At 70.3% G+C, this 24,884-nt stretch carries 1 protein-coding gene; it reads right to left on the bottom strand.

The genetic code is table 11. The annotated features are described in order from the left end of the window. Nucleotides 1-7: 7 nt before the first annotated feature. Nucleotides 8-24,841, bottom strand: a complete 24,834-nt coding sequence (locus tag ACFVXC_RS31590) for a type I polyketide synthase (protein ID WP_389912153.1) — start codon at nt 24,839-24,841, stop codon at nt 8-10. Between the last annotated feature and the right edge of the window lie 43 nt (nt 24,842-24,884).

The raw sequence follows: 24,884 nt of genomic DNA, 5'->3' as shown, positions 1-24,884 counted from the left end.
CTCGTGCTCAGGAATTGCCGAGTTGTTCGTCGAGCAGCGCGAGCAGCTCATCCGCCGACGCGGTACGCGCGTCCGTTCCGGACTCGGCGGGTTCCGTGCGGTTGTGCGTTTCGTCCCACATGGACAGCAGGGCGCGGAGGCGGTCTCCCACACCCGCGCTCTGCTCGTCGTCCGGCGTGAGGAGGGACAGCGTGGACTCCAGGCGGTCCAGTTCGGTGTCGATGGTCGGTGTCCCTCCTCCGGGCAACCCTTCGAGGACGTACGCGGCGAGCGCGGACGGCGTGGGGAAGTCGAAGACGAGCGTGGCGGGCAGGCTGAGACCGGTGGTGGCGTTGAGGACGTTGCGGAACTCGACCGCGGTGAGCGAGTCGAAGCCCAAATCCTGGAACGCCCGGCCGGGTTCGACCAGCTTGGCGCCCTCGTGCCCGAGGACGGCGGCGGCCAGTTCCCGCACCATGTCGAGTACGGCGCGTTCGCGCTCAGGGCCGGACAGCGCGGTGAGTCTGGCCACCGCGTCGGCCGGATCCGACGCCTCGGCGGAACCCTGGGGGCGCTGCACGCCGGGCAGTTCCTGGAGCAGCGGGCTCGGCCGTACCGACGTGAAGGCCGGGGCGAACACGCTCCAGTCGACGTCCGCCACGAGGGCCGTCGGGTCGCCCTGGCGGACGGCCCGGTCAAGGGCGGCGACGGCCTGCTCGGGCTCCAGCGGGGCAAGGCCGCGGCGGCGCAGTTGTTCGCCGAGCTGCCCGTCGGCCATGCCGCCGCCGCCCCAGGGCCCCCACGCGACGGCGGTGGCGGGCAGACCCGCTGCCACGCGCTGTTCCGCGAGCGCGTCGAGGAAGGCGTTGGCAGGCGCGTAGTTGCCCTGGGCCGCCGCACCGAACGTGCCGGACACCGAGGAGAACATCACGAACGCCGACAGGTCCAGGTCGCGGGTCAGTTCGTCCAGGTTGGCCGCGGCACGGGCCTTCGGCCGCAGTACGGCGTCGAGCCGCTCCGGGGTGAGCGCGGACAGGACGCCGTCGTCCAGGGTGCCGGCGGCGTGTACGACCGCGTTGAGCGGGAATTCGGCGGGGACCGACGCGAGCAGGTCCGCGAGCGCGTCCCGGTCGGCGACGTCGCAGGCCGCGATGGTGACACGGGCGCCCAGCGCGGTCAGCTCCGCGCGCAGCTCCTCGGCACCGTCGGCCTTCAGTCCGCGCCTGCTGGTGAGCAGCAGGTGCTCGGCGCCCTTCGCCACCAGCCACCTGGCGACGTGCCCACCGAGCGAGCCGGTTCCGCCGGTGACGAGCACCGTGCCGGTGGGGTCCCAGTCGTCGAGGCGCGCCGATGACACCGGCAGGAGCCGTCGGCCATACACCCCGCTGGCGCGGAGCGCGACCTGGTCCTCCCCGTTCGTTCCGGAAAGGACGCCCGCGAGGCGGGCGCCGCTGCGCTCGTCCAGTGTGGCGGGCAGGTCGACGAGGCCACCCCAGCGTTCGGGGTGTTCGAGTGCGACGACCCGGCCGAATCCCCACACCATCGCCTGGTCGGGCCCCGCGGGTGCGTCGGAGCCGCCGATGGCGACCCCGCCCCGGGTGGCGCACCACAGCGGGGCGGCGAGGCCGATGTCGCTGAGGGCCTGGACGAGGGCGAGGGTGGGGTGCAGGCCACCGGAGGGCAGTTCGGGGTCGAGCGCGAACAGCGAGAGGGCACCCGCGACGGGCTCGCCGGTCGCTGTCCGGGCCTCGGCCGCCATCAGGGCCGCCAGGGATTCCCGGTCCACCGCCCCACCGGTCCGTACGGGAACCACTCGCGCCCCGTGCCTGCTCAGCGCGGCGGCGACGGATTCCTCACCGGCGCCGTCCCGGCTGACCACGAGCCAGGTGCCCGTGAGCGCCGCGGGGGGCTCGCTCACCGACTGCCAGGCGACGCGGTAGCGCAGGCCGTCGACCGCGGAGTTCTCGGCCTGTTCCTGCCGCCACGACGAAAGGCGGGGCAGTACGGAGCTGATCGGATCGTCGAGGGACACGGCCAGCTCGTCCGCGAGTTCACCGAGGTCCCCGTCGGCCACCGCCGCCCAGAATCGTGCGTCGACGGCCCCGGAGACGTCGCCGGAGGGCGCCGCGGCCAGGGTCGGCCAGAACCTCTGCCGTTGGAAGGCGTAGGTGGGCAGGTCGATGTGCGCGCCACCGGCGGTCAGCGCGGTCCAGTCGACGGTGACACCGAGTACGTGCAGCCTGCCCGCGGCCGTCGCCAGTTCGAGCGTCTCGGACCGGTCGGCGCGCAGCGCGGGCACGAACACGGCGTCGGGCGCGGTCTCCTGGCCGAGTGCGGTGAGCACTCCGCCGGGTCCGATCTCCAGGAACGTGTCCACGCCCTGGTCCCGCAGCGTGCCGACGGCGTCGGCGAACCGCACCGCCTCTCGCACGTGCCGCACCCAGTACTCCGGCGAGGTCAGCTCCTCCGCGCTCGCCCGTACTCCGGTCAGCGTCGACACGATCGGGATCGCGGGAGCCTCGTAAGAAACGCTTTCAAGGACCTGGCGGAACTCGTCGAGCATCGGCTCCATGAGCGGTGAGTGGAACGCGTGGCTGACGCGGAGCCGCGTCACCTTCCGTCCGGTCCCGCGCCAGCGCTCGGCGATGGCCTCGACGTCGGCGGCGACGCCCGAGAGCACCACCGACGTCGGGCCGTTCACCGCGGCGATGCCCACGGTGTCGGTCAGCTCCGGCAGGATCTCGGCCTCGGTCGCCTGGACCGCGAACATCGCGCCGCCCTCGGGCAGCGCCTGCATCAGACGGCCCCGGCTCGACACCACAGCGGCGGCGTCGGCCAGCGACCAGACGCCGGCCATGTGGGCCGCGGCCAGCTCGCCGATCGAGTGCCCGGCGAGGACCTCGGGCCGCACACCCCAGGACTCGACGAGCCGGAACAGCGCGACCTCGACCGCGAACAGCGCGGGCTGCGTCACCCCGGTCTCGTTCAGTGCCTCGGCATCCTCGCCGAACAGCACCTCACGCACCGCCGGGTCGAACTCACCCAGCACGGCGTCGAGCGCCTTGGCGAACACCGGGAAACGGGCGGCAAGTTCGCGCCCCATGCCAAGGCGCTGTGCGCCCTGGCCGGAGAACAGGAACGCCGGCCGGCGCCCCGCCGCGACACCGGAGACGAGACCGTTCGCGGTCCGCCCACCGGCGAGCGCGTCGAGGGCCGTGAGCAGCCCGTCGCGGTCCTGCCCGACGACGACCGCCCGGTGGTCGAGGGCGGCTCGCGTCTCCGCGAGTGTGCTGGCGACGTCGAGCGGGTCGAGCTCCGGGTGCGCCACGAGGTGGGTGCGCAGCCGTCCGGCCTGCGCCCGCAGGGCGTCGTCGCCCCGAGCCGATACCAGCAGTGGCAGCACGGACGGCTCCTGTGCCGTCTTCGGTACGGCGGTCAGGGTGACCGGCGCCTGCTCGATGATGGCGTGCGCGTTCGTACCGCTGAATCCGAAGGACGACACACCGAACCGGCGCGGCCGGTCGATGTCCGGCCACGGGCGGGCCTCGGTGAGGAGCTCGATGTCACCGGCCGACCAGTCGACCTGCGGAGTCGGCTCGGCGACGTGCAGCGTCTTCGGCAGCACACCGTGCTGCATCGCCATGACCATCTTGATGACGCCGCCGACTCCGGCCGCGCCCTGGGTGTGGCCGATGTTGGACTTCAGCGACCCGAGCCAGAGCGGCTGGTCGGCGGGCCTGTCCTGGCCGTAGGTGGCCAGGAGCGCCTGCGCCTCGATCGGGTCGCCCAGCTTCGTACCGGTGCCGTGCGCCTCCATGGCGTCCACGTCGGCCGACTCCAGCCCCGCACTCGCCAACGCCTGGCGGATGACGCGCTGCTGCGAAGGACCGTTCGGCGCGGTGAGGCCGTTGGACGCGCCGTCCTGGTTCACCGCGGTGCCCCGCACGACGGCAAGCACTCGGTGCCCGTTCCGCCTGGCGTCGGAAAGACGCTCCAGTACGAGCATGCCGACGCCCTCACCCCAGCCGGTCCCTTCGGCGTCCGACGAGAACGGCCTGCACCGGCCGTCGGCGGACAGGCCGCGCTGACGGCTGAAGTCCATGAACGCGCCCGGCGTCGTCATCACCGCCACGCCACCGGCGAGGGCCATCGAGCACTCGCCCGACCGCACCGCCTGCACGGCCAGGTGCAGGGCCACGAGGGACGAGGAGCACGCGGTGTCGACCGTCACGGCAGGTCCCTCGAGACCGAACGTGTAGGACAGCCGCCCGGACGTGACGCTCGCCGCGTTGCCCGTACCGACGTATCCCTCGACGCTCTCCTCGCTCGCGCCCAGGAGCGTGGCGTAGTCCTGGATGCTGGTGCCGGCGTAGACGCCGATGTCGCGTCCCCGCACCGAGTTCGGGTCGATGCCGGCCCGCTCGAAGGCCTCCCAGGTGGTCTCAAGGAGCAGCCGGTGCTGCGGGTCCATGGCAAGGGCTTCGCGGGGCGAGATCCCGAAGAACGTCGGGTCGAACAGGTCGGCGTCGTGCAGGAAGCCGCCCTCGCGGGTATAGGTGGTGCCCATGTGGTCGGGGTCAGGGTGGTAGATCGCGTCCAGGTCCCAACCGCGGTTTCCGGGGAACTCGCTGATGGCGTCGCCGCCGTCGAAGACGAGTCGCCACAGGTCCTCGGGCGAGTTCACCCCGCCGGGGTAGCGGCAGCTCATGCCGACGATCGCGATGGGCTCGTCGGTCACGGAGACGGTCGTACGGGTGCGCGCCGCGGCGACGGGTGTGCCCGCGAGCTCGGCGCCGAGGTGCGCGACGAGCGCGGCCGGCGTCGGGTAGTCGAAGACCAGCGTGGCGGGCAGGCGCAGCTCGGTCGCCGCGTTGAGCCGGTCGCGGAACTCGACGGCGGTCAGCGAGTCGAACCCGAGCTCCTTGAACGCGCGGTCGGGTACGACGGCGTGCGCCGAACTGTGGCCGAGGACCACGGCCACGTGACCGAGTACGAGGTCGAGCAGTGCCTTCTCCCGCTCAGCCTCGGTCAGCCCCGCGAGGGACTGCGCAAGCGCGGACGCGGCTGCCCCGGACTCGGCGGTCCTGCGGGCGCTGCCCCGGACCAGACCGCGCAGCAGGTGCGGCACCGGCCGGGAACGCGCCTGTCGTTGCAGTACCGGCAGGTCGAGGGGAATTGGGACCAGCGCGGCACGCCCCGTGGAGCCCGCCGCATCGAACAGTGCCAGGCCCTCGGCCGCGCCGATCGGCGTCACACCGGTCACACCGGTCACAGCAGTCACACCGGTCACACCGCTGCGGGTCGTCGGCTGCGCGTCGGCCGTCTCATCGAGGCTGCCTGCCGTGGCGTTCACATCCGCCCAGGGGCCCCACGCCAAGGACGTGGCGGGCAGACCGGCGGCGTGGCGGTGCTGGGCGAGCGCGTCCAGGAAGGTGTTGGCCGCCGCGTGGTTGCCCTGGGCGGGGTCACCGAGGATGCCCGCCGCCGAGGAGAACAGCACGAACGCGGACAGGTCCAGGTCCAGGTCGCGGGTCAGCTCGTGCAGATGCCAGGCCCCATCGACCTCGGGCCGGAACACGGTGTCGATCCGCTCAGGCGTCAACGAGCCGATCGTGCCGTCGTCCGGCGCACCGGCGGTGTGCATGGCGGCGGTGTGCACGACGGCGGAGATCTCGTGCTCGGCCAGCAGAGCCTTGAGGGCCTCACGGTCGGCCACGTCGCACGCCGCGTACGTCACCTCGGCGCCCCGCGCGACGAGTTCGGCACGCAGCTCCTCGGCGCCCTCGGCCGCAGCGCCGCGCCCGCTCACCAGCAGCAGGTTTCGTACGCCACGCTCCGCGACCAAGTGCCGGGCGATGAGACCAGCCATCGTGCCCGTCGCACCGGTGAGCAGGACCGGGCCGGAACCAAACCCGGGGTCGTCCGCCTCGACGGATTGCCGAACCCTGGTCAGGCGGGGCACGCGAACCTCTCCGGCCCGCACCGCCAGTTGCGGCTCACCCGTGGCCAGCGCGGACGGCACTGCGTCCAGCGAGGCCGTCTCATCGTCGAGGTCGACCAGGACGATCCGGTCCGGGTGCTCCGACTGAGCGGACCGCACCAGACCCCACACCGCCGCCTGGGCAACATCCCGGACGTCCTCATCGTCCGTGGCGGCCATCGCGCCATTCGTGACGATGACCAGGCGGGACGCGTCGAACCGCTCAGCTTCGAGCCAGGACTGGACCGTGTTCAGCGCCCAGTGCGCCGCTTCGTGAGCACCGGCGACCGGGTCGGACCCGGAGGTGACCGGGCACGGCAGAACCACGAAGTCAGACAGTTCCGCCGAGTCCGCAAGCGCCTCCAGGTCGGTCCACTGGACGGTCGGTGCGTCACCGTCGGGCAGAGGGGCCGATACCCAGTCGACGCCGAACAGCGACTCCCGGCTGCCCGGCCGCGACGGCTTCGCAGCCATGGGTCGCAGCACCAGCGAGTCGACCGTGGCCACCGGAGCACCGGAGCCGTCCGCGACCGTCAGCGCCACCGCGTCCACGCCGGTGGGCGACAACCGCACCCGCAGCGCCGTCGCGCCCGAGGCATGCAGCCGCACGCCCGACCACGAGAACGGCAGGCCGCCGGAGGAACCGTCGCCACCCGCAAGGCCGATCGCGTGCAGCGCCGAGTCCAGCAGCGCCGGGTGCAGACCGAAGCCGTCCACTCCCACCCCGTCCGGCAGCGCGACCTCGGCGAACACCTCATCGCCCTTGCGCCAGGCGGCGCGCAGCCCCTGGAACACCGGCCCGTAGCCGAAGCCGCTCGCGACCATGCCGTTGTAGTAACCGTCCAGGTTCACGGCGTCCGCGCCTGTGGGCGGCCACTCGATCAGCGAAGCTCCGTCGGAGCGCCCGCCTGCGCCCAGCACGCCGGTGGCGTGGCGGGTCCACGAGCGGCCGTCGTCGGTGTCACCGGGGCTGGAGTGGAAGGTCAGCTCGCGCCGACCCGACTCGTCCTCGGCACCGACCCACACCTGCACCCGCACCGAACCACTCTCCGGCAGGACGAGCGGCGCCTCCAGCGTCAACTCCTCGACCAGATCGCACCCGACCTGATCCCCCGCACGCACCGCAAGCTCGACGAACGCGGCACCGGGCAGCAGCACCGAACCCTGGACAAGGGAGTCAGCAAGCCACGGGTGGGTCTGGAGCGACAGCCGGCCGGTCAGCAGCACGCCGTCCGTGCCGCCGAGGGGGACGGTCGCGCCGAGGAGCGGGTGCTCCGCCGAACCGAGTCCGACCGCCGAGACGTCACCCATCATCGGCAGCACGTCGGGCCAGTAGCGCTCGCGCTGGAAGGCGTACGTCGGCAGGTCCGCCCACCGTGCACTGTGACCGGAGAAGAACACCTCCCAGTCCACCCGGACGCCCCGCACGTGAAGCTGTCCGGCGGCGGTCGTAGCGGCCACCGCCTCCGGGCGGTCGCCACGCAGCGTGGGTACGAAGGCTGCCTCCGGCGCGGACTCCCGACCCAGCGCCGACAGCGTCCCGCCAGGGCCGACCTCGACGAACGTACCCACACCCTCAGCGACGAGGGTGCCGACGGCGTCGGCGAACCGCACGGCCTCGCGCACGTGCCGCACCCAGTACTCCGGGGAGGTCAACTCCTCGGCGGACGCGCGGACACCGGTCAGCGTCGACACGATCGGGAGCACGGGCGCCTCGTACGACACCTCTTCAAGGACCCGGCGGAAGTCGCCCAGCATCGAGTCCATGAGAGGTGAGTGGAACGCGTGACTGACCTTCAGGCGAGACACCTTCCGGCCCACCTCACGCCAGCGCTCGGCGCTCATTTCGACGTCACCCGCGGCACCGGAAATGACGACCGATGCCGGGCCGTTGACCGCGGCGATACCCACGGTCTCCGGCAGATCCGCGGCGACCTCGATTTCCGTCGCCTGGATCGCCACCATCGCGCCACCGGAGGGCAGCGCCTGCATCAGCGCGCCCCGGGCCGACACCACCTTCACGGCATCCGCCAGCGACCACAGACCGGAGACGTGCGCGGCGGCCAGCTCACCGATCGAGTGCCCTGCCAGCACATCGGGACGCACACCCCACGACTCAAGAAGCCGGAACAACGCCACCTCAATCGCGAACAACGCGGGCTGCGTCACCCCCGTCTCGTTCAGCGCCTCAGCATCCTCACCAAAGAGGACTTCGCGTACCTGGGGAGCGAACTCCGCCAGCACCTCGTCCAGAGCCGCAACGAACACCGGGAAACGAGCCGCGAGTTCACGACCCATCCCCAGCCGCTGCGAACCCTGACCCGAGAAGAGGAAGCCCAACCGGCCAGGCTCGCTCGCTACTCCGCTGACCACGGCGCCAGTCGCCTGGCCCTCGGCCACAGCTGCCAGAGAGGCCAGGAACTCCGAACGGTCGGCACCGACGGCCACCGCACGGTGCTCGAGCACCGCCCGCGATGACACCAGCGCACGGCCCACATCCGCCACGGCCAGCTCGGGAGCCGTGTCCACGAAGGACGCGAGCCGCGCCGCCTGCTCCCGTAGCGCCTCGGCACTCCGCGCCGACAACACCCACGGCACAAGCCCGGAGTCGCGCACCGGCTCCGCGCCTTCCTCCTGCTGCTCCAGCGCCGGGGCCTGCTCGACGATGACATGCGCGTTCGTGCCACTCACACCGAACGACGACACGCCCGCCCGCCACGGCTGACCGGTCTCCGGCCACGCACGCGCCTCGGTCAACAGCTCCACCGCGCCGGTCGACCAGTCCACGTGCGAGGTCGGTTCATCCACGTGCAGCGTCTGCGGCAGCACACCCTCCCGCATCGCCATGACCATCTTGATCACACCCGCGACACCCGCGGCGGCCTGGGTGTGACCGATGTTGGACTTCACCGACCCCAGCAACAGCGGCCGATCTGCAGGGCGGCCCTGACCGTAAGTGGCGAGGAGCGCCTGCGCCTCGATCGGGTCGCCCAGGGTCGTGCCCGTGCCGTGCGCCTCCATGGCATCCACATCGGCCGACTCCAGACCCGCACTGGCCAGCGCCTGGCGGATCACCCGCTGCTGCGAGGGACCGTTCGGCGCGGTCAGGCCATTCGACGCACCATCCTGGTTGACGGCGGATCCCCGTACGACGGCAAGGATCTGGTGGCCGTTGCGCTGAGCATCCGAAAGGCGCTCCACCAGCAGCATGCCGACGCCCTCGCCCCAGCCGGTGCCGTCAGCGGCATCGGCGAACGCCTTGACACGACCATCCACGGCGAGACCGCGCTGGCGGCTGAACTCAATGAAGGCACCCGGCGTCGACATCACCGTCACGCCGCCGACCAGTGCCAGCTCGCACTCACCCTTGTGCAGGGCCTGGCTCGCCCAGTGCAAGGCCACGAGCGACGACGAGCACGCCGTGTCCACCGTGACGGCCGGACCTTCGAGGCCGAAGGTGTAGGACAAGCGGCCCGAGATGACACTCGCCGCGTTACCGGTACCCGCGTATCCCTCCACGCTCTCGCGCGAGGCCATCAACAAGGTCCCGTAGTCCTGGCCGTTGGTGCCCACGAAGACACCGGACCGGCTGCCTCGCAGCGAGTTGGGGTCGATGCCCGCCCGCTCGAAGGCCTCCCAGGAAGTTTCCAGGAGCAGTCGCTGCTGGGGGTCCATCGCAAGGGCCTCGCGCGGCGAGATCCCGAAGAAGCCCGGGTCGAAGTCCGCGACGCCGTCCAGGAAGGCACCCATACGGCTATAAGTGGTACCCGACTGCTCCGGATCGGGGTTATAGAGCGACTCCACGTCCCAGCCCCGGTCCGTCGGGAACTGCGACACAGCGTCCCCACCCCCGGCCACCAAACGCCACAAGTCCTCCGGCGACTCCACCCCACCCGGGAAACGGCAACTCATCCCGACGATCACGATCGGCTCATCAGCCACCATCGCCACCGGAACATTGGCCACGACATCGACCACACCACCCAGCAACTCCGCACCAAGATGCGCCGCCAACGCGACAGGAGTCGGATAGTCAAAGACCAACGTCGCCGGCAACGCCAACTCCGTCGCCGCATTCAACCGGTTACGCAACTCCACCGAACTCAGCGAATCAAAACCCAGCTCCTTGAACGCACGCTCGGCTCCGATGGCCTGCGCCGAACCATGCCCAAGAACCACCGCCACATGACCCAGCACCAGATCCAGCAGCGCCTTCTCCCGCTCCACGACAGACAGCCCCGCCAACGACCGCGCCAACGCAGACCCGGCAACAACCAGACCAGACTCCACCGACCTACGCGCAGCCCCCCGAACCAGACCCCGCAGAAGATGCGGCAACGACTGAGAACGCGCCTGCCGACGCAACACCGGCAGGTCGAGGGGTATCGGTACCAGCGCGGCACGCCCCGCCGAACCCGACGCGTCGAACAGCGCCAAGCCCTCGGCCGCGCCGATCGGAATCACGCCACTACGCGTCATCCGCCGCACATCAGCCTCATCGAGACTGCCCGCCATACCGTCGGCCGAGGCCCACAGGCCCCAAGCGAGCGAGGTCGCGGCCAGGCCAAGAGAGCGGCGGTGCTGGGCGAGCGCGTCCAGGAAGGTGTTGGCCGCCGCGTAGTTGCCCTGACCCGGGCCACCGAGGATGCCCGCCACCGAGGAGAACAGCACGAACGCGGACAGGTCCAGGTCGCGGGTCAGGTCGTGCAGATGCCAGGCCGCGTCGACCTTGGGCCGGAACACGGTGTCGATCCGCTCGGAGGTCAGTGAGCCGATGGTGCCGTCGTCCAGCACACCTGCGGTGTGGACGACCGCGGAGATCTCGTGCTCGGCAAGCAGAGCCTTGAGGGCCTCGCGGTCGGCCACGTCACATGCCGCGTACGTCACTTCAGCGCCCTGCGCGACCAAGTCGGCACGCAGCTCCTCCGCGCCCTCGGCGGTGGCGCCGCGCCTGCTCACCAGGAGCAGGCTCCGCACACCTCGCTCGGCGACCAAGTGCCGGGCGACAAGACCGCCCAACGTGCCCGTCGCACCGGTGAGCAGCACCGCACCCGAACCGAAGCCCGGATCGTCCACCACGGACCGCCGCACCCTGGACAGGCGGGGCACGCGAACCTCTCCGGCCCGCACCGCCAGCTGCGGCTCACCCGTGGCCAGCGCGGACGCCAGTCCATCCAGTGAGACCGTCTCCTCATCGAGGTCGACCAGCACGATCCGGTCCGGGTTCTCCGACTGAGCGGACCGCACCAGACCCCACACCGCCGCCTGAGCGACATCCCGGACGTCCTCATCGTCTGTCGCGGCGATCGCACCATTGGTCACGATGGCCAGACGCGACACGTCGAACTGCTCGTCACCGAGCCAGGACTGGACCGTGTTCAGCGTCCAGTGCGCCGCTTCGTGAGCACCGGCGACCGGGTCGGACCCGGAGGTGACCGGGCACGGCAGAACCACGAAGTCAGGCAGTTCCGCCGAGTCAGCAAGCGCCTCCAGGTCGGTCCACTCGACCGTCGGTACGTCACCCTCGAGCAGGGGAACCGACACCCAGTCGACGCCGAACAGCGCATCGTCGTCCTGACCGTCACCGGCGAGCTGGTCCAGCGACACTGGGCGCAGCACCAGCGAGTCGACCGTGGCCACCGGAGCACCGGAGCCGTCCGCGACCGTCAGTGCCACTCCGTCAGCGCCCGTGGGCACCAGCCGCACCCGCAGCGCCGTCGCACCCGAGGCATGCAGCCGCACGCCCGACCACGAGAACGGCAACTGATCGGCGTCGGCGCCCGTCATCAGCTCGCTCGCGTGCAGCGCCGAGTCCAGCAGAGCCGGGTGCAGGCCGAAGCCCTCAGTCTTCACCCCGTCCGGCAGCGCGACCTCGGCGAACACCTCATCGCCCTTGCGCCAGGCGGCGCGCAGCCCCTGGAACACCGGCCCGTAGTCGAAGCCGTCCATGGCCATGCGGTCGTAGTAGCCGTCCAGGTCCACGGCCTCCGCGCCTGCGGGCGGCCACTCGACCAACGAAGCCCCATCAGAGCGGCCTCCCTCACACAGCACACCGGTGGCATGCCGCGTCCACGCACGACCGTCGTCGGTGTCACCGGCGCTGGAGTGGAAGGTCAGCTCGCGCCGACCCGACTCGTCCTCGGCACCGACCCACACCTGTACGCGAACCGAACCGCTCTGCGGCAGGACGAGCGGCGCCTCCAGCGTCAGCTCCTCGACCAGATCGCACCCGACCTGATCCCCCGCACGCACCGCAAGCTCGACGAACGCGGCACCGGGCAGCAGCACCGAACCCTGCACCACATAATCAGCCAGCCACGGATGCGACTGAACCGACAACCGGCCCGTCAGCAGCACACCATCCGTGCCGCCGAGGGCGACTGTCGCCCCAAGCAGCGGATGCTCGGCGGCACCGAGCCCGGCCGCCGCGACGTTTCCGATGATCGGCAGCACGTCGGGCCAGAAGTGTTCGCGCTGGAAGGCGTACGTCGGCAGCTCCACCCGGCGCGCACCTCGGCCGGCGAAGAACACCTCCCAGTCCACTCGGACGCCCCGCACGTGCAGCTGTCCGGCGGCGGTCGTAGCGGCCGCTGCTTCCGGCCGGTCGCCGCGCAGCGTCGGTACGAAGACTGCGTCCGGCGCGGACTCACGCCCCAGCGCGGACAGTGTGCCACCAGGGCCGACCTCGACGAACGTACCCACACCCTCAGCGACGAGCGTGCTCACGGCATCGGCGAACCGCACGGCCTCGCGCACATGCCGCACCCAGTACTCCGGCGACGCCAACTCCTCGGCGGACGCCCGTACTCCGGTCAGCGTCGACACGATCGGGAGCGCCGGAGCCTCGTACGAAATGCTTTCAAGGACCCGGCTGAAGTCGTCGAGCATCGGCTCCATCAACGGTGAGTGGAACGCGTGACTGACCTTCAGGCGAGACACCTTCCGGCCCGACTCACGCCACCGCTCAGCCACCGCATCCACATCAGTCGCGACACCGGAAACGACCACCGACGACGGGCCGTTGACCGCAGCGATACCCACCGTCTCCGACAGATCCGCCGCGACCTCGTCCTCGGACGCCTGGATCGCCACCATCGCGCCACCGGACGGCAACGCCTGCATCAACGCACCACGCGCCGACACCACCTTCACGGCATCAGCAAGCGACCACACACCCGCCACATGCGCGGCAGCCAGCTCACCGATCGAGTGGCCCGCCAGCATGTCGGGGCGCACACCCCACGACTCCAGTAGGCGGAACAACGCCACCTCGACAGCGAACAACGCAGGCTGCGTCACCCCCGTCTCATTCAGAGCGTCGGCATCCTCACCGAACAACACCTCACGCACCCGCGGATCGAACGCGCCAAGAACCTCGTCCAGAGCCGCAGCGAACACCGGGAAACGAGCCGCAAGTTCACGACCCATACCCAACCGCTGCGAACCCTGACCCGAGAACAAGAATCCCAACCGGCCAGGCTCATCAGCGACCCCTGTGACCACCGCGCCGGTCGACCGGCCCTCGGCCACGTCGGCCAGAGCGGCCAGGAACTCGGACCGGTCCGCAGCCACGATCACCGCACGGTGGTCCAACGCCGACCGCGTCGTCGCGAGGGAGTAGCCGACATCGACGAGCGCGTGCTCGTCCGCCACGGCCATCAGCCGCTCGGCCTGGCCACGCAACGCGCCCTCGTCGCCTGCCGAAAGGACCCACGGCACCGGCCCGCCGGCACGTACTGGTTCCGGAGCTTCCTCCTGCTCAAGCGCTGGGGCCTGCTCGATGATGGTGTGCGCGTTGGTGCCGCTGAATCCGAACGACGACACACCCGCTCGCCACGGCTGACCGGTCTCGGGCCAGGAGCGCTCCTCCGCGAGGAGCTCCACCGCGCCCGCCGACCAGTCGACGTGGGGCGACGGCTCATCCACATGCAGGGTGCGCGGAAGCACACCGTGACGCATCGCCATCACCATCTTGATCACGCCCGCCACACCGGCCGCGGCCTGCGTGTGACCGATGTTCGACTTCACCGAACCCAGCAACAGCGGCTCACCACTGCGGTCCTGGCCGTAGGTGGCGAGCAGCGCCTGCGCCTCGATCGGGTCGCCCAGCTTCGTACCGGTGCCGTGCGCCTCGACCACGTCCACGTCGGCCGGAGCCAGGCCCGCACTGGCCAGCGCCTGGCGGATCACCCGCTGCTGCGAGGGGCCGTTCGGCGCGGTCAGACCGTTCGACGCACCGTCCTGGTTCACCGCCGAACCACGCACGACGGCAAGGACCTGGTGACCGTTGCGCTGCGCGTCCGAGAGACGCTCGACGAACAGCATGCCGACGCCCTCGCCCCAACCGGTGCCGTCAGCACCGGCGGCGAACGCCTTGCATCGACCATCCTCAGCAAGGCCACGCTGGCGGCTGAACTCGACGAACGCGCCCGGCGTCGACATCACCGTCACACCACCCGCGAGCGCCAGCTCGCACTCACCGGTCCGCAGCGCCTGCGCCGCCAGGTGCAAGGCGACCAGGGACGACGAGCACGCCGTGTCCACTGTGACGGCCGGGCCTTCGAAGCCGAACGTGTACGACAGACGCCCCGAGGCGACGCTGGCCGCGTTGCCCGTCGCCACGTAACCGCCCACGTCCTCGGCGGCCCCGCCCAGGACATGGCCGTAGTCCTGCACGTTCGACCCGACGAACACGCCGACGCGCTCACCTCGCAGCGACGCTGCGTCGACCCCGGCCCGCTCGAAGGCTTCCCACGAGGTTTCCAGGAGCAGTCGCTGCTGGGGGTCCATCGCAAGGGCCTCGCGCGGCGATATCCCGAAGAAGCTCGCATCGAACCCGCCGACATCCGACAGGAATGCACCCGATCGCGAGTATGAGGTCCCTACCCCGTCCGGGTCGGGGTCGTACAGCGCCTCCAGATCCCAGCCACGATCAGTCGGGAACTCCGACACCGCGTCCCCACCGGAGAGCAACACCTGCCACAGGTCCTCCGGACTCGACACACCGCCGGGGTACCGGCAGGCCATCGCCACGATCGCGATCGGCTCATCGGTCGCGCCGGAGACCGCGGTGGGAGTGGAGGGAGTGGCCACGTCCGCACCCGACAGTTCGGTGCGCAGGTACGCGGCCAGCACCGCGGCGTTGGGGTAGTCATAGACCAGCGTCGCGGGCAGCGCCACACCTGTGGCCTGACTCAACCGGGCACGCAGTTCGACGGCCGTCAGCGAGTCGAAGCCCAGCTCCCTGAACGCACGCGACGCCGAGAACGCATCACCCGACACATGCCCCAGCACCGCGGCGGCCTCGTACCGGACCAGCTCCGTAAGCTGCCGCTCCTGCTCGGCCTCGTCAAGCCCCGCAAGGCGCTGCGCAAGCTCCGACATCCCAGCATCCGCCGACGTCGCCTCGAACGCGGCCCGCACCTCAGGCAGATCAGCAAGCAGCGCACTCGACCGCTGCGCCATGAACGTACCCGCGAACCGCTCCCAGTCCACATCAGCAACAATCACATTGCCATCACCACGCTCAAGAGCTGTGGCCAAACCCGTGATCGCCACCTCCGGAGCCATCGTCGGCAGACCCCGACGCCGCAACTGCGCCGCCGCATCCCGACCAGCCCCCGCGACCATGCCACCACCACCCCAAGGGCCCCACGCAACCGCCGTCGCAGGCAGCCCCACCGCCCGACGGTGATCAGCCAGGGAATCCAGATAGGCGTTAGCAGCGGCATACGCGCCCTGCCCACCACTGCCCCACACACCAGCAATCGACGAGAACAGCACAAACGCGTCCAGCTGCCGCTCACCCAACAGCTCATGCAGATTGCGCGCACCCTCCACCTTCGCCGACAACACATCCGCGAACCCACCCAGATCAACCGGATCCAGATCGGCAAGAACACCGGAGCGCTCAATACCCGCCGCATGCACCACCGCAGTGAGCGGGAACTCGTCGGGAACCGACGCCAGCACATCCGCCAGGGCGTCGCGATCGGCGACGTCGCAGGCCGCGATGGTGACAAGGGCGCCCAGCTCGGTCAGCTCCGCGCGCAGCTCCTCGGCACCATCGGCCTCCAGCCCACGCCTGTTGGTCAGCAGCAGGTGCTCGGCACCCTTGCCCACCAGCCACCTGGCCACGTGTGCGCCGAGCGCTCCGGTACCACCTGTGACCAGGACCGTCCCGCGCGGCGACCAACCCGCATCGGGCGCCTTGCCCAGCGGCGCGGGCACCAGCCTGCGCCCCAGAACCTCGCCGTCGCGCAGCGCAACCTGGTCCTCGCCATTGGACCCGGCAAGTACCGAGACCAGCAGATCACCGGTCGTCTCATCCTGCGCCTCGGGCAGATCGACCAAGCCACCCCAGCGGCCGGACTGCTCCAGCGCGGCCACCCGGCCCAGACCCCACAGCATCGACTGCTCGAACCCGGCAACCTCGTCGCCCGCACCCGCCGACACCGCACCCGATGTCACGCACCACAGCGGCACTTCGACATCACCGAGCGCCCGCAACAGACCAACCGTGGCCGCCACACCCGCGGGCACAGTCGAATCGCCAGCATCGGCAAGCCCCAACAGCGAGACGACTCCGTCCAGTGACGGCAACCCACCCAACTGCTCGCCCCAGTGGCCCACTTCCTGGTCCACGTACAGGACATGCACGTCCGCGCCGTTCCGCGCCAGCGACTCACGCACCCACTCGGCACGTCCCTCACCGGCCTCCGCGACAACCAGCCAGGCACCATCCAGGCGCCCAGCCCCAGCAGCCACCGACCGCCACTCGACCCGATACCGCCAACCGTCAACAGTGGAGCGTCCCTGCTGCTCCCTGCGCCACGCGGACAGGCGAGGCAGCACCGCACTCAACGGGGCGTCCGACGGCACGTCCAACGTACGGGCGACATCGGCGAGGTCACCGTCTTCGACGACGTCCCAGAACCACGCATCCGCCGGCGACAGCTGCTCGGTGCGCTCATCGGCCGGCACATCCAGCCAGTAGCGCTGGTGCTGGAAGGCGTACGTCGGCAGGTCGACGCGCCGGGCGCCACTGCCAGCGAAGTACGCGCTCCAGTCGACCCCTACGCCCCGCGTGTGCAACGCGGCAACCGCGCTCACCAGCGCGACCTCCTCCGGCCTGTCCGCACGCAACGCGGGCAGGAACACCGCATCCGGCGCGCCGCCAAGCCCCAGCGCGGACAGCGTCCCACCAGGACCGACCTCGACGAACACCTCCGCGCCCTGCTCACGCAACGCCACCACCGCGTCATGGAACCGTACGGGCTCGCGCACGTGCCGCACCCAGTAGTCGGGCGAGGCAAGCTCATCGGCGGTGGCCAGGTGACCCGTCAGCGTCGACACGATCGGGATGGCGGGAGACTCGTACGAAACGCCCTCAAGAACCCGACGGAAGTCCTCCAGCATCGGATCCATCAATGGCGAGTGGAACGCGTGACTGACCTTCAGCCGGGACACCTTCCGGCCCGCCTCACGCCACCGCTCAGCCACCACATCCACATCAGCCGCGACACCGGAAATGACCACCGACGACGGGCCGTTCACCGCGGCGATGCCCACGGTCTCCGGCAGATCCGCGGCGACCTCGACCTCCGTCGCCTGGATCGCCACCATCGCGCCACCGGAGGGCAGCGCCTGCATCAACCCGGCACGCGCCGACACCACCTTGACGGCGTCGGTCAGGGACCACACACCCGCCACATGCGCGGCAGCCAGCTCACCGATCGAGTGCCCTGCCAGCACATCGGGACGCACACCCCACGACTCAAGAAGCCTGAACAACGCCACCTCGACCGCGAACAGCGCGGGCTGCGTCACCCCCGTCTCGTTCAGCGCCTCGGCGTCCTCACCGAACAACACCTCACGGACCTCAGGCCCGAACTCCGCAAGCACAGCGTCCAGTGCCTCGCCGAACACCGGGAAACGAGCCGCAAGTTCACGACCCATCCCCAGCCGCTGCGAACCCTGCCCCGAGAACAAGAAGCCCAGCAGACCAACAGTGGCGGCGCCGCCCGTCACCACACCCGCCGCCTGTCCACCCTCGGCCAACGCGGTCAGAGCAGCCACCCTGCTCTCCGTGTCGTCCGCGATGACGACCGCACGCTGTTCGAGCGAAGCCCGTGTCGTCGCGAGGGAGAAGCCGACATCCACCGGGTCCAGGTCGACCATGCCGGAGAGCAGCCGCGCCGCCTGCTCCCGCAGCGCCTCGCTGCTTCGCGCCGAAAGGACCCACGGCACGAGGCCGACCGGCACTGAGGCAACGGGGGGAGCCGATTTCTCGGTCGCCGTGGCCTCCTCGGGCTCCGGGGCCTGCTCGATGATGGTGTGCGCGTTGGTGCCGCTGAATCCGAACGACGACACACCGAACCGGCGCGGTCGGTCGGTGTCCGGCCAGGGACGGGCCTCGGTGAGGAGCTCGACGTCGCCGGTCGACCAGTCGACCTGTGAGGTCGGTTCATCCACGTGCAGCGTCTGCGGCAGCACACCCTCCCGCATCGCCATGACCATCTTGATCACACCGGCGACACCCGCGGCGGCCTGGGTGTGACCGATGTTCGACTTCACCGACCCCAGCAACAGCGGACGGTCGGCAGGGCGGCCCTGACCATAGGTGGCGAGCAGCGCCTGCGCCTCGATCGGGTCACCGAGTGTGGTGCCCGTGCCGTGCGCCTCCATGGCATCCACATCGGCCGACTCCAGACCCGCGCTCGCAAGCGCCTGGCGGATCACCCGCTGCTGCGAGGGACCATTCGGCGCGGTCAGACCATTCGACGCGCCATCCTGGTTCACCGCCGAACCACGTACCACCGCAAGGATCTGGTGGCCATTGCGCTGAGCATCCGACAGACGCTCCACCAGCAGCATGCCGACGCCCTCGCCCCAGCCCGTGCCGTCAGCGGCATCGGCGAACGCCTTGACACGACCGTCCACGGCGAGACCGCGCTGGCGGCTGAACTCAATGAACGAGCCCGGCGTCGACATCACAGAGACGCCACCGACCAGGGCCAGTTCGCACTCACCCTTGTGCAGCGCGTTCACCGCCAAGTGGAGCGCCACCAACGATGACGAGCACGCCGTGTCCACCGTCACCGCAGGGCCTTCAAAGCCGTACGTGTACGAAAGGCGGCCGGAGATGACGCTCGCCGAAATGCCTGTGCCCGCGTATCCCTCGGCTTCCTTCTGCGCGGCCATCAACAGCGCCGCGTAGTCCTGACCGTTCGTACCGACGTAGACACCGGACCGGCCGCCTCGCAGCGAGTTCGGGTCGATGCCCGCCCGCTCGAACGCCTCCCACGACGTCTCCAAAAGCAGTCGTTGCTGCGGGTCCATCGCCGCAGCCTCGCGCGGCGAGATCCCGAAGAAGCCCGGGTCGAAGTCCGCGACGCCGTCCAGGAAGGCACCCATACGGCTATAAGTGGTACCCGACTGTTCCGGATCGGGGTCATAGAGCGACTCCACGTCCCAGCCCCGGTCCGTCGGGAACTGCGACACAGCATCCCCACCCCCGGCCACCAAACGCCACAAATCCTCCGGCGACTCCACCCCACCCGGGAAACGGCAACTCATCCCGACAATCACGATCGGCTCATCAGCCACCATCGCCACCGGAACATTGGCCACGACATCGACCACACCACCCAGCAACTCCGCACCAAGATGCGCCGCCAACGCGACAGGAGTCGGATAGTCAAAGACCAACGTCGCCGGCAACGCCAACTCAGTCGCCGCATTCAACCGATTACGCAACTCCACCGAACTCAGCGAATCAAAACCCAACTCCTTGAACGCACGCTCGGCTCCGATGGCCTGCGCCGAACCATGCCCAAGAACCACCGCCACATGACCGAGTACGAGATCCAGCAGCGCCTTCTCCCGCTCCACGACAGACAGCCCCGCCAACGACCGCGCCAACGCAGACCCGGCAACAACCAGACCAGACTCCACCGACCTACGCGCAGCCCCCCGAACCAGACCCCGCAGAAGATGCGGCAACGACTGAGAACGCGCCTGCCGACGCAACACCGGCAGGTCGAGGGGTATCGGTACCAGCGCGGCACGCCCCGCCGAACCCGACGCATCGAACAGCGCCAAACCCTCAGCAGAACCGATCGGAATCACGCCACTACGCGTCATCCGCCGCACATCAGCCTCATCGAGACTGCCCGCCATACCATCGGCCGAGGCCCACAGCCCCCACGCCAACGACGTGGCGGACAGACCGGCCGCTCGGCGGTGCTGGGCGAGCGCGTCGAGAAACGCGTTGGCGGCCGCGTAGTTGCCCTGACCCGCGCCGCCGAACACACCTGCGGCGGACGAGAACAGCACGAACGCCGACAGACCCAAGTCCCGGGTCAGCTCATGGAGATGCCAGGCAGCGTCGACCTTCGGCCGGAACACACCGTCGATCCGCTCAGGCGTCAGCGAACCGATCGTCCCGTCATCCAGCACACCCGCCGTATGCACAACGGCGGAGACCTCATGTTCGGCCAGCAGCGCCGCCACGGCCTCACGGTCGGCCACGTCGCACGCGGCAAACGCCACCTCGGCGCCCTGCGCGACCAGTTCGGCACGCAGCTCCTCAGCACCCTCAGCCGCTGCACCGCGCCTGCTCACCAGGAGCAGGTTCCGCACACCTCGCTCCGCGACCAAGTGCCGGGCGACAAGTCCGCCCAACGTGCCCGTCGCACCGGTCACCAGCACCGCACCCGAGCCAAAGCCCGGATCGTCCACCACGGACCGCCGCACCCTGGCCAAGCGCGGTGCGCTGACGGCACCCGCACGCACCGCCAACTGAGGCTCACCCGTGGCCAGAGCGGACGCCAGCGCGTCCAGCGAGGCCGTCTCCTCATCGAGGTCGACCAGAACGATCCGGTCCGGGTTCTCCGACTGAGCGGACCGCACCAGACCCCACACCGACGCCTGCGCCAGGTTCGGCGCGTCCTCCTCGGCCGTAGTGGCGATAGCGCCGTTGGTCGCAATGACCAGGCGCGACGCGTCGAAACGCTCGTCCGCCAACCAGGACTGGACGGCATTCAGCGCCCAGTGCGCCACCTCATGCGCACCGGTGACCGGATCGGACCCGGGGGTGACCGGGCACGACAGGACAACAAAGTCAGCCAGCTCCGCCGCCTCCGCGAGCGACTCCACATCGGTCCAATCGACCGACGGAACATCACCCTCGGACACGGACACGGACACGGATGCGGACACGGATGCGGACACGGGCACCGATACGGGCACCGGCACCCAGTCGACGCCGAACAGCGCGTCGTCGCCCTGACCGTCATCAGCGAACTGGTCCGACGACACCGGGCGCAACACCAACGAGTCCACGGTCGCGACCGGAGCGCCCGCCCCATCCGCCACGGCCAAGGCCACTCCGTCCGCCCCCGCAGGAGTCAGCCGCACCCGCAGCGCCGTCGCACCCGAGGCATGCAGCCGAACACCCGACCACGAGAACGGCAGGCCGCCGGAGTCACCGTCGCCACCCGCCAGGCCGATCGCATGCAGCGCCGCGTCCAGCAGCGCCGGATGCAGACCGAAGCCCTCAGCCTTCACACCGTCCGGCAGCGCGACCTCGGCGAACACCTCATCGCCCTTGCGCCAAGCCGACCTCAGTCCCTGGAACACCGGGCCATAGTCCAAGCCCAGCTCCGCCAACTCGCCGTAGATCCCGTCCAGGCCTACGGCCTCCGCACCCGTCGGCGGCCACTCGACCAACGAGGCCCCACCAGAACGATCACCCTCACGCAGCACACCCGTGGCATGCCGCGTCCACGCACGACCATCGTCCGCGTCACCCACACTTGAATGGAAACTCAGCTCACGCCGACCCGACTCATCCGCCGCACCGACCCACACCTGCACCCGAACCGAACCACTATCCGGCAGAACAAGCGGCACCTCCAGCGCCAACTCCTCCACCAGGTCACACCCGACCTGATCCCCCGCACGCACCGCCAACTCCACGAAGGCAGCAGCAGGCAACAACACCGCGCCCCGCACCACATAATCGGCCAGCCACGGATGCGACTGGACCGACAGCCGACCCGTCAGCAACACGCCATCCGTGCCGCCCACCGTGACAGTCGCACCCAACAACGGATGCTCCGCCGAACCCAGTCCGGCCGCCGTGACATCGCCGGCCGAGGGGAGCACGTCCAGCCAGAAGCGCTCACGCTGGAAGGCGTACGTCGGCAGATCCACCCGCCGCGCGCCACTGCCCTCGAAATAGGCGGCCCAGTCCACGTGAGCGCCCCGCACGTGCGCTTCCGCGATCGCGGCGGTCACCGCCGCCTCCTCCGGGCGGTCGTTCCGCAGCACCGGCACGAACCCGGCCTCCGGAGCCGACTCCTGCCCCAGTGCCGACAGCGTCCCGCCAGGACCCACCTCGACGAACGTGGTGACACCCTCGTCCACGAGCGTGCCGACGGCGTCGGCGAACCGCACCGCCTCGCGCACGTGCCGCACCCAGTACTCCGCCGAGGTCAACTCCTCAGCAGTGGCCAACCGGCCCGTCAGCGTCGAAACGATCGGGACCGCCGGCGCCTCGTACGACACCCCCTCAAGAACCCGCCGGAACTCCTCCAGCATCGGCTCCATCAACGGCGAGTGGAACGCGTGACTGACCTTCAGGCGAGACTCCTTCCGGCCCGCCTCACGCCACCGCTCAGCCACCACATCCACATCAGCCGCGACACCGGAAACGACCACCGACGACGGACCGTTCACCGCCGCAATGCCCACCGTCTCCGACAGATCCGCCGCGACCTCGTCCTCGGACGCCTGGATCGCCACCATCGCGCCACCGGAGGGCAGCGCCTGCATCAACCCGGCACGCGCCGACACCACCTTGACGGCGTCGGTCAGGGACCACACACCCGCCACATGCGCGGCAGCCAACTCACCGATCGAATGCCCCGCCAGCACATCGGGACGCACACCCCACGACTCAAGAAGCCGGAACAACGCCACCTCGACCGCGAACAACGCAGGCTGCGTCACCCCCGTCTCGTTCAGCGCCTCAGCGTCCCCACCGAACAACACCTCACGGACCTCAGGCCCGAACTCCGCAAGCACAGCGTCCAGAGCCTCGCCGAACACCGGGAAACGGGCGGACAACTCACGCCCCATGCCCAACCGCTGCGAACCCTGCCCCGAGAAGAGAAAGCCCACCAGACCGGCAACGGCGCTGCCCGTCACCATCCCGGCCGCCTGACCGCCCTCGGCCAGCGCGGTCAGAGCGGCAAGGCGGGTCTCCGCGTCGTCCGCGATGACGACCGCACGCTGTTCCAGTGACGCCCGCGTCGTCGCGAGGGAGAAACCGACATCCACCGGGTCCAGACCGAGCCCACCGGACAGCGCCCGCTCCGCCTGCTCCCGCAGCGCCTCCGCGCTGCGCGCCGACAGCACCCACGGCACGAACCCGACCGTCCCCGAGGCAACAGCGGGAGCCGACTCCTCGACCGCCGCGGCCTGCTCGACTTCCGGGGCCTGCTCGATGATGGTGTGCGCGTTCGTGCCGCTCACGCCGAACGACGACACACCGGCCCGCCAGGGCTGACCGGTCTCCGGCCATGACCGGGTGTCCGTAAGGAGCTCCACCGCACCCGCGGACCAGTCCACGTGTGACGACGGCTCGGTGACGTGGAGCGTCTTCGGCAGTACGCCGTGCCGCATCGCCATGACCATCTTGATGACGCCCGCGACACCGGCGGCGGCCTGGGTGTGACCGATGTTCGACTTGATCGAGCCCAGCATCAGCGGGCGGTCCGCGGGGCGGTCCTGGCCGTAGGTGGCAAGAAGCGCCTGCGCCTCGATCGGGTCGCCCAGCCTCGTACCGGTGCCGTGCGCCTCTATGGCGTCCACGTCGGACGGCGTCAGGCCCGCACTGGCCAGCGCCTGGCGGATCACCCGCTGCTGCGACGGGCCGTTCGGCGCGGTCAGGCCGTTGGACGCGCCGTCCTGGTTCACCGCCGAACCACGTACCACCGCAAGCACCTGGTGGCCGTTGCGCCGGGCATCCGAAAGGCGCTCCACGAGCAGCATGCCCGCGCCCTCGCCCCAACCGGTGCCGTCGGCGCTGTCGGAGAACGCCTTGCACCGGCCGTCGGGGGCGAGGCCCCGCTGGCGGCTGAACTCGATGAACGAGCCCGGCGTCGACATCACCGTCACACCGCCGACCAGTGCAAGGTCGCACTCGCCCTTGTGCAGGGCCTGTACCGCCAGGTGCAGGGCCACCAGCGAGGAGGAGCACGCCGTGTCGACCGTGACGGCGGGGCCTTCGAGGCCGAAGGTGTACGACAGGCGGCCGGAGATGATACTCGCCGAGATGCCGGTGCCCGCGTATCCCTCGACTTCCTCCTGCGCGGCCATCAGCAGCGCCGCGTAGTCCTGGCCGTTGGTGCCGACGAACACGCCCGACCTGCTGCCGCGCAGCGATGCCGGGTCGATGCCCGCCCGCTCGAACGCCTCCCAGGAGGTCTCAAGGAGCAGCCGCTGCTGGGGGTCCATCGCCGCGGCCTCACGCGGGGAGATCCCGAAGAAGCCGGGGTCGAACTCCGTCGCGTCGTACAGGAACCCGCCTTCGCGGGCGTAGGTGGTGCCCGTGTGGTCGGGGTCCGCGTCGTAGAGCGACTCCAGGTCCCAGCCGCGGTCGGCGGGGAACCCGGCGACCGCGTCCGCACCGGACTCGACAAGACGCCACAGGTCCTCCGGCGACTCGACACCACCGGGGAAACGGCAGCTCATGCCGACGATCGCGATCGGCTCGCTGTCCTTCTCCTCGACCTCACGGAGACGTTGCTTCGTCTGCCGCAGGTCCGCGGTCAGGCGCTTCAGATAGTCGAGGACCTTGTCGTCGGTCGGCATGTGCTTGATACCCCTCTGGGTGAGAGTCCGGGCCCGTCTTGAT

The organism is Streptomyces sp. NPDC058257 (assembly GCF_042881845.1).
GTDB lineage: Bacteria > Actinomycetota > Actinomycetes > Streptomycetales > Streptomycetaceae > Streptomyces.
Note: the sequence above shows the minus strand (reverse complement) of the source record. Positions and strands in the feature narration are given on the sequence as shown.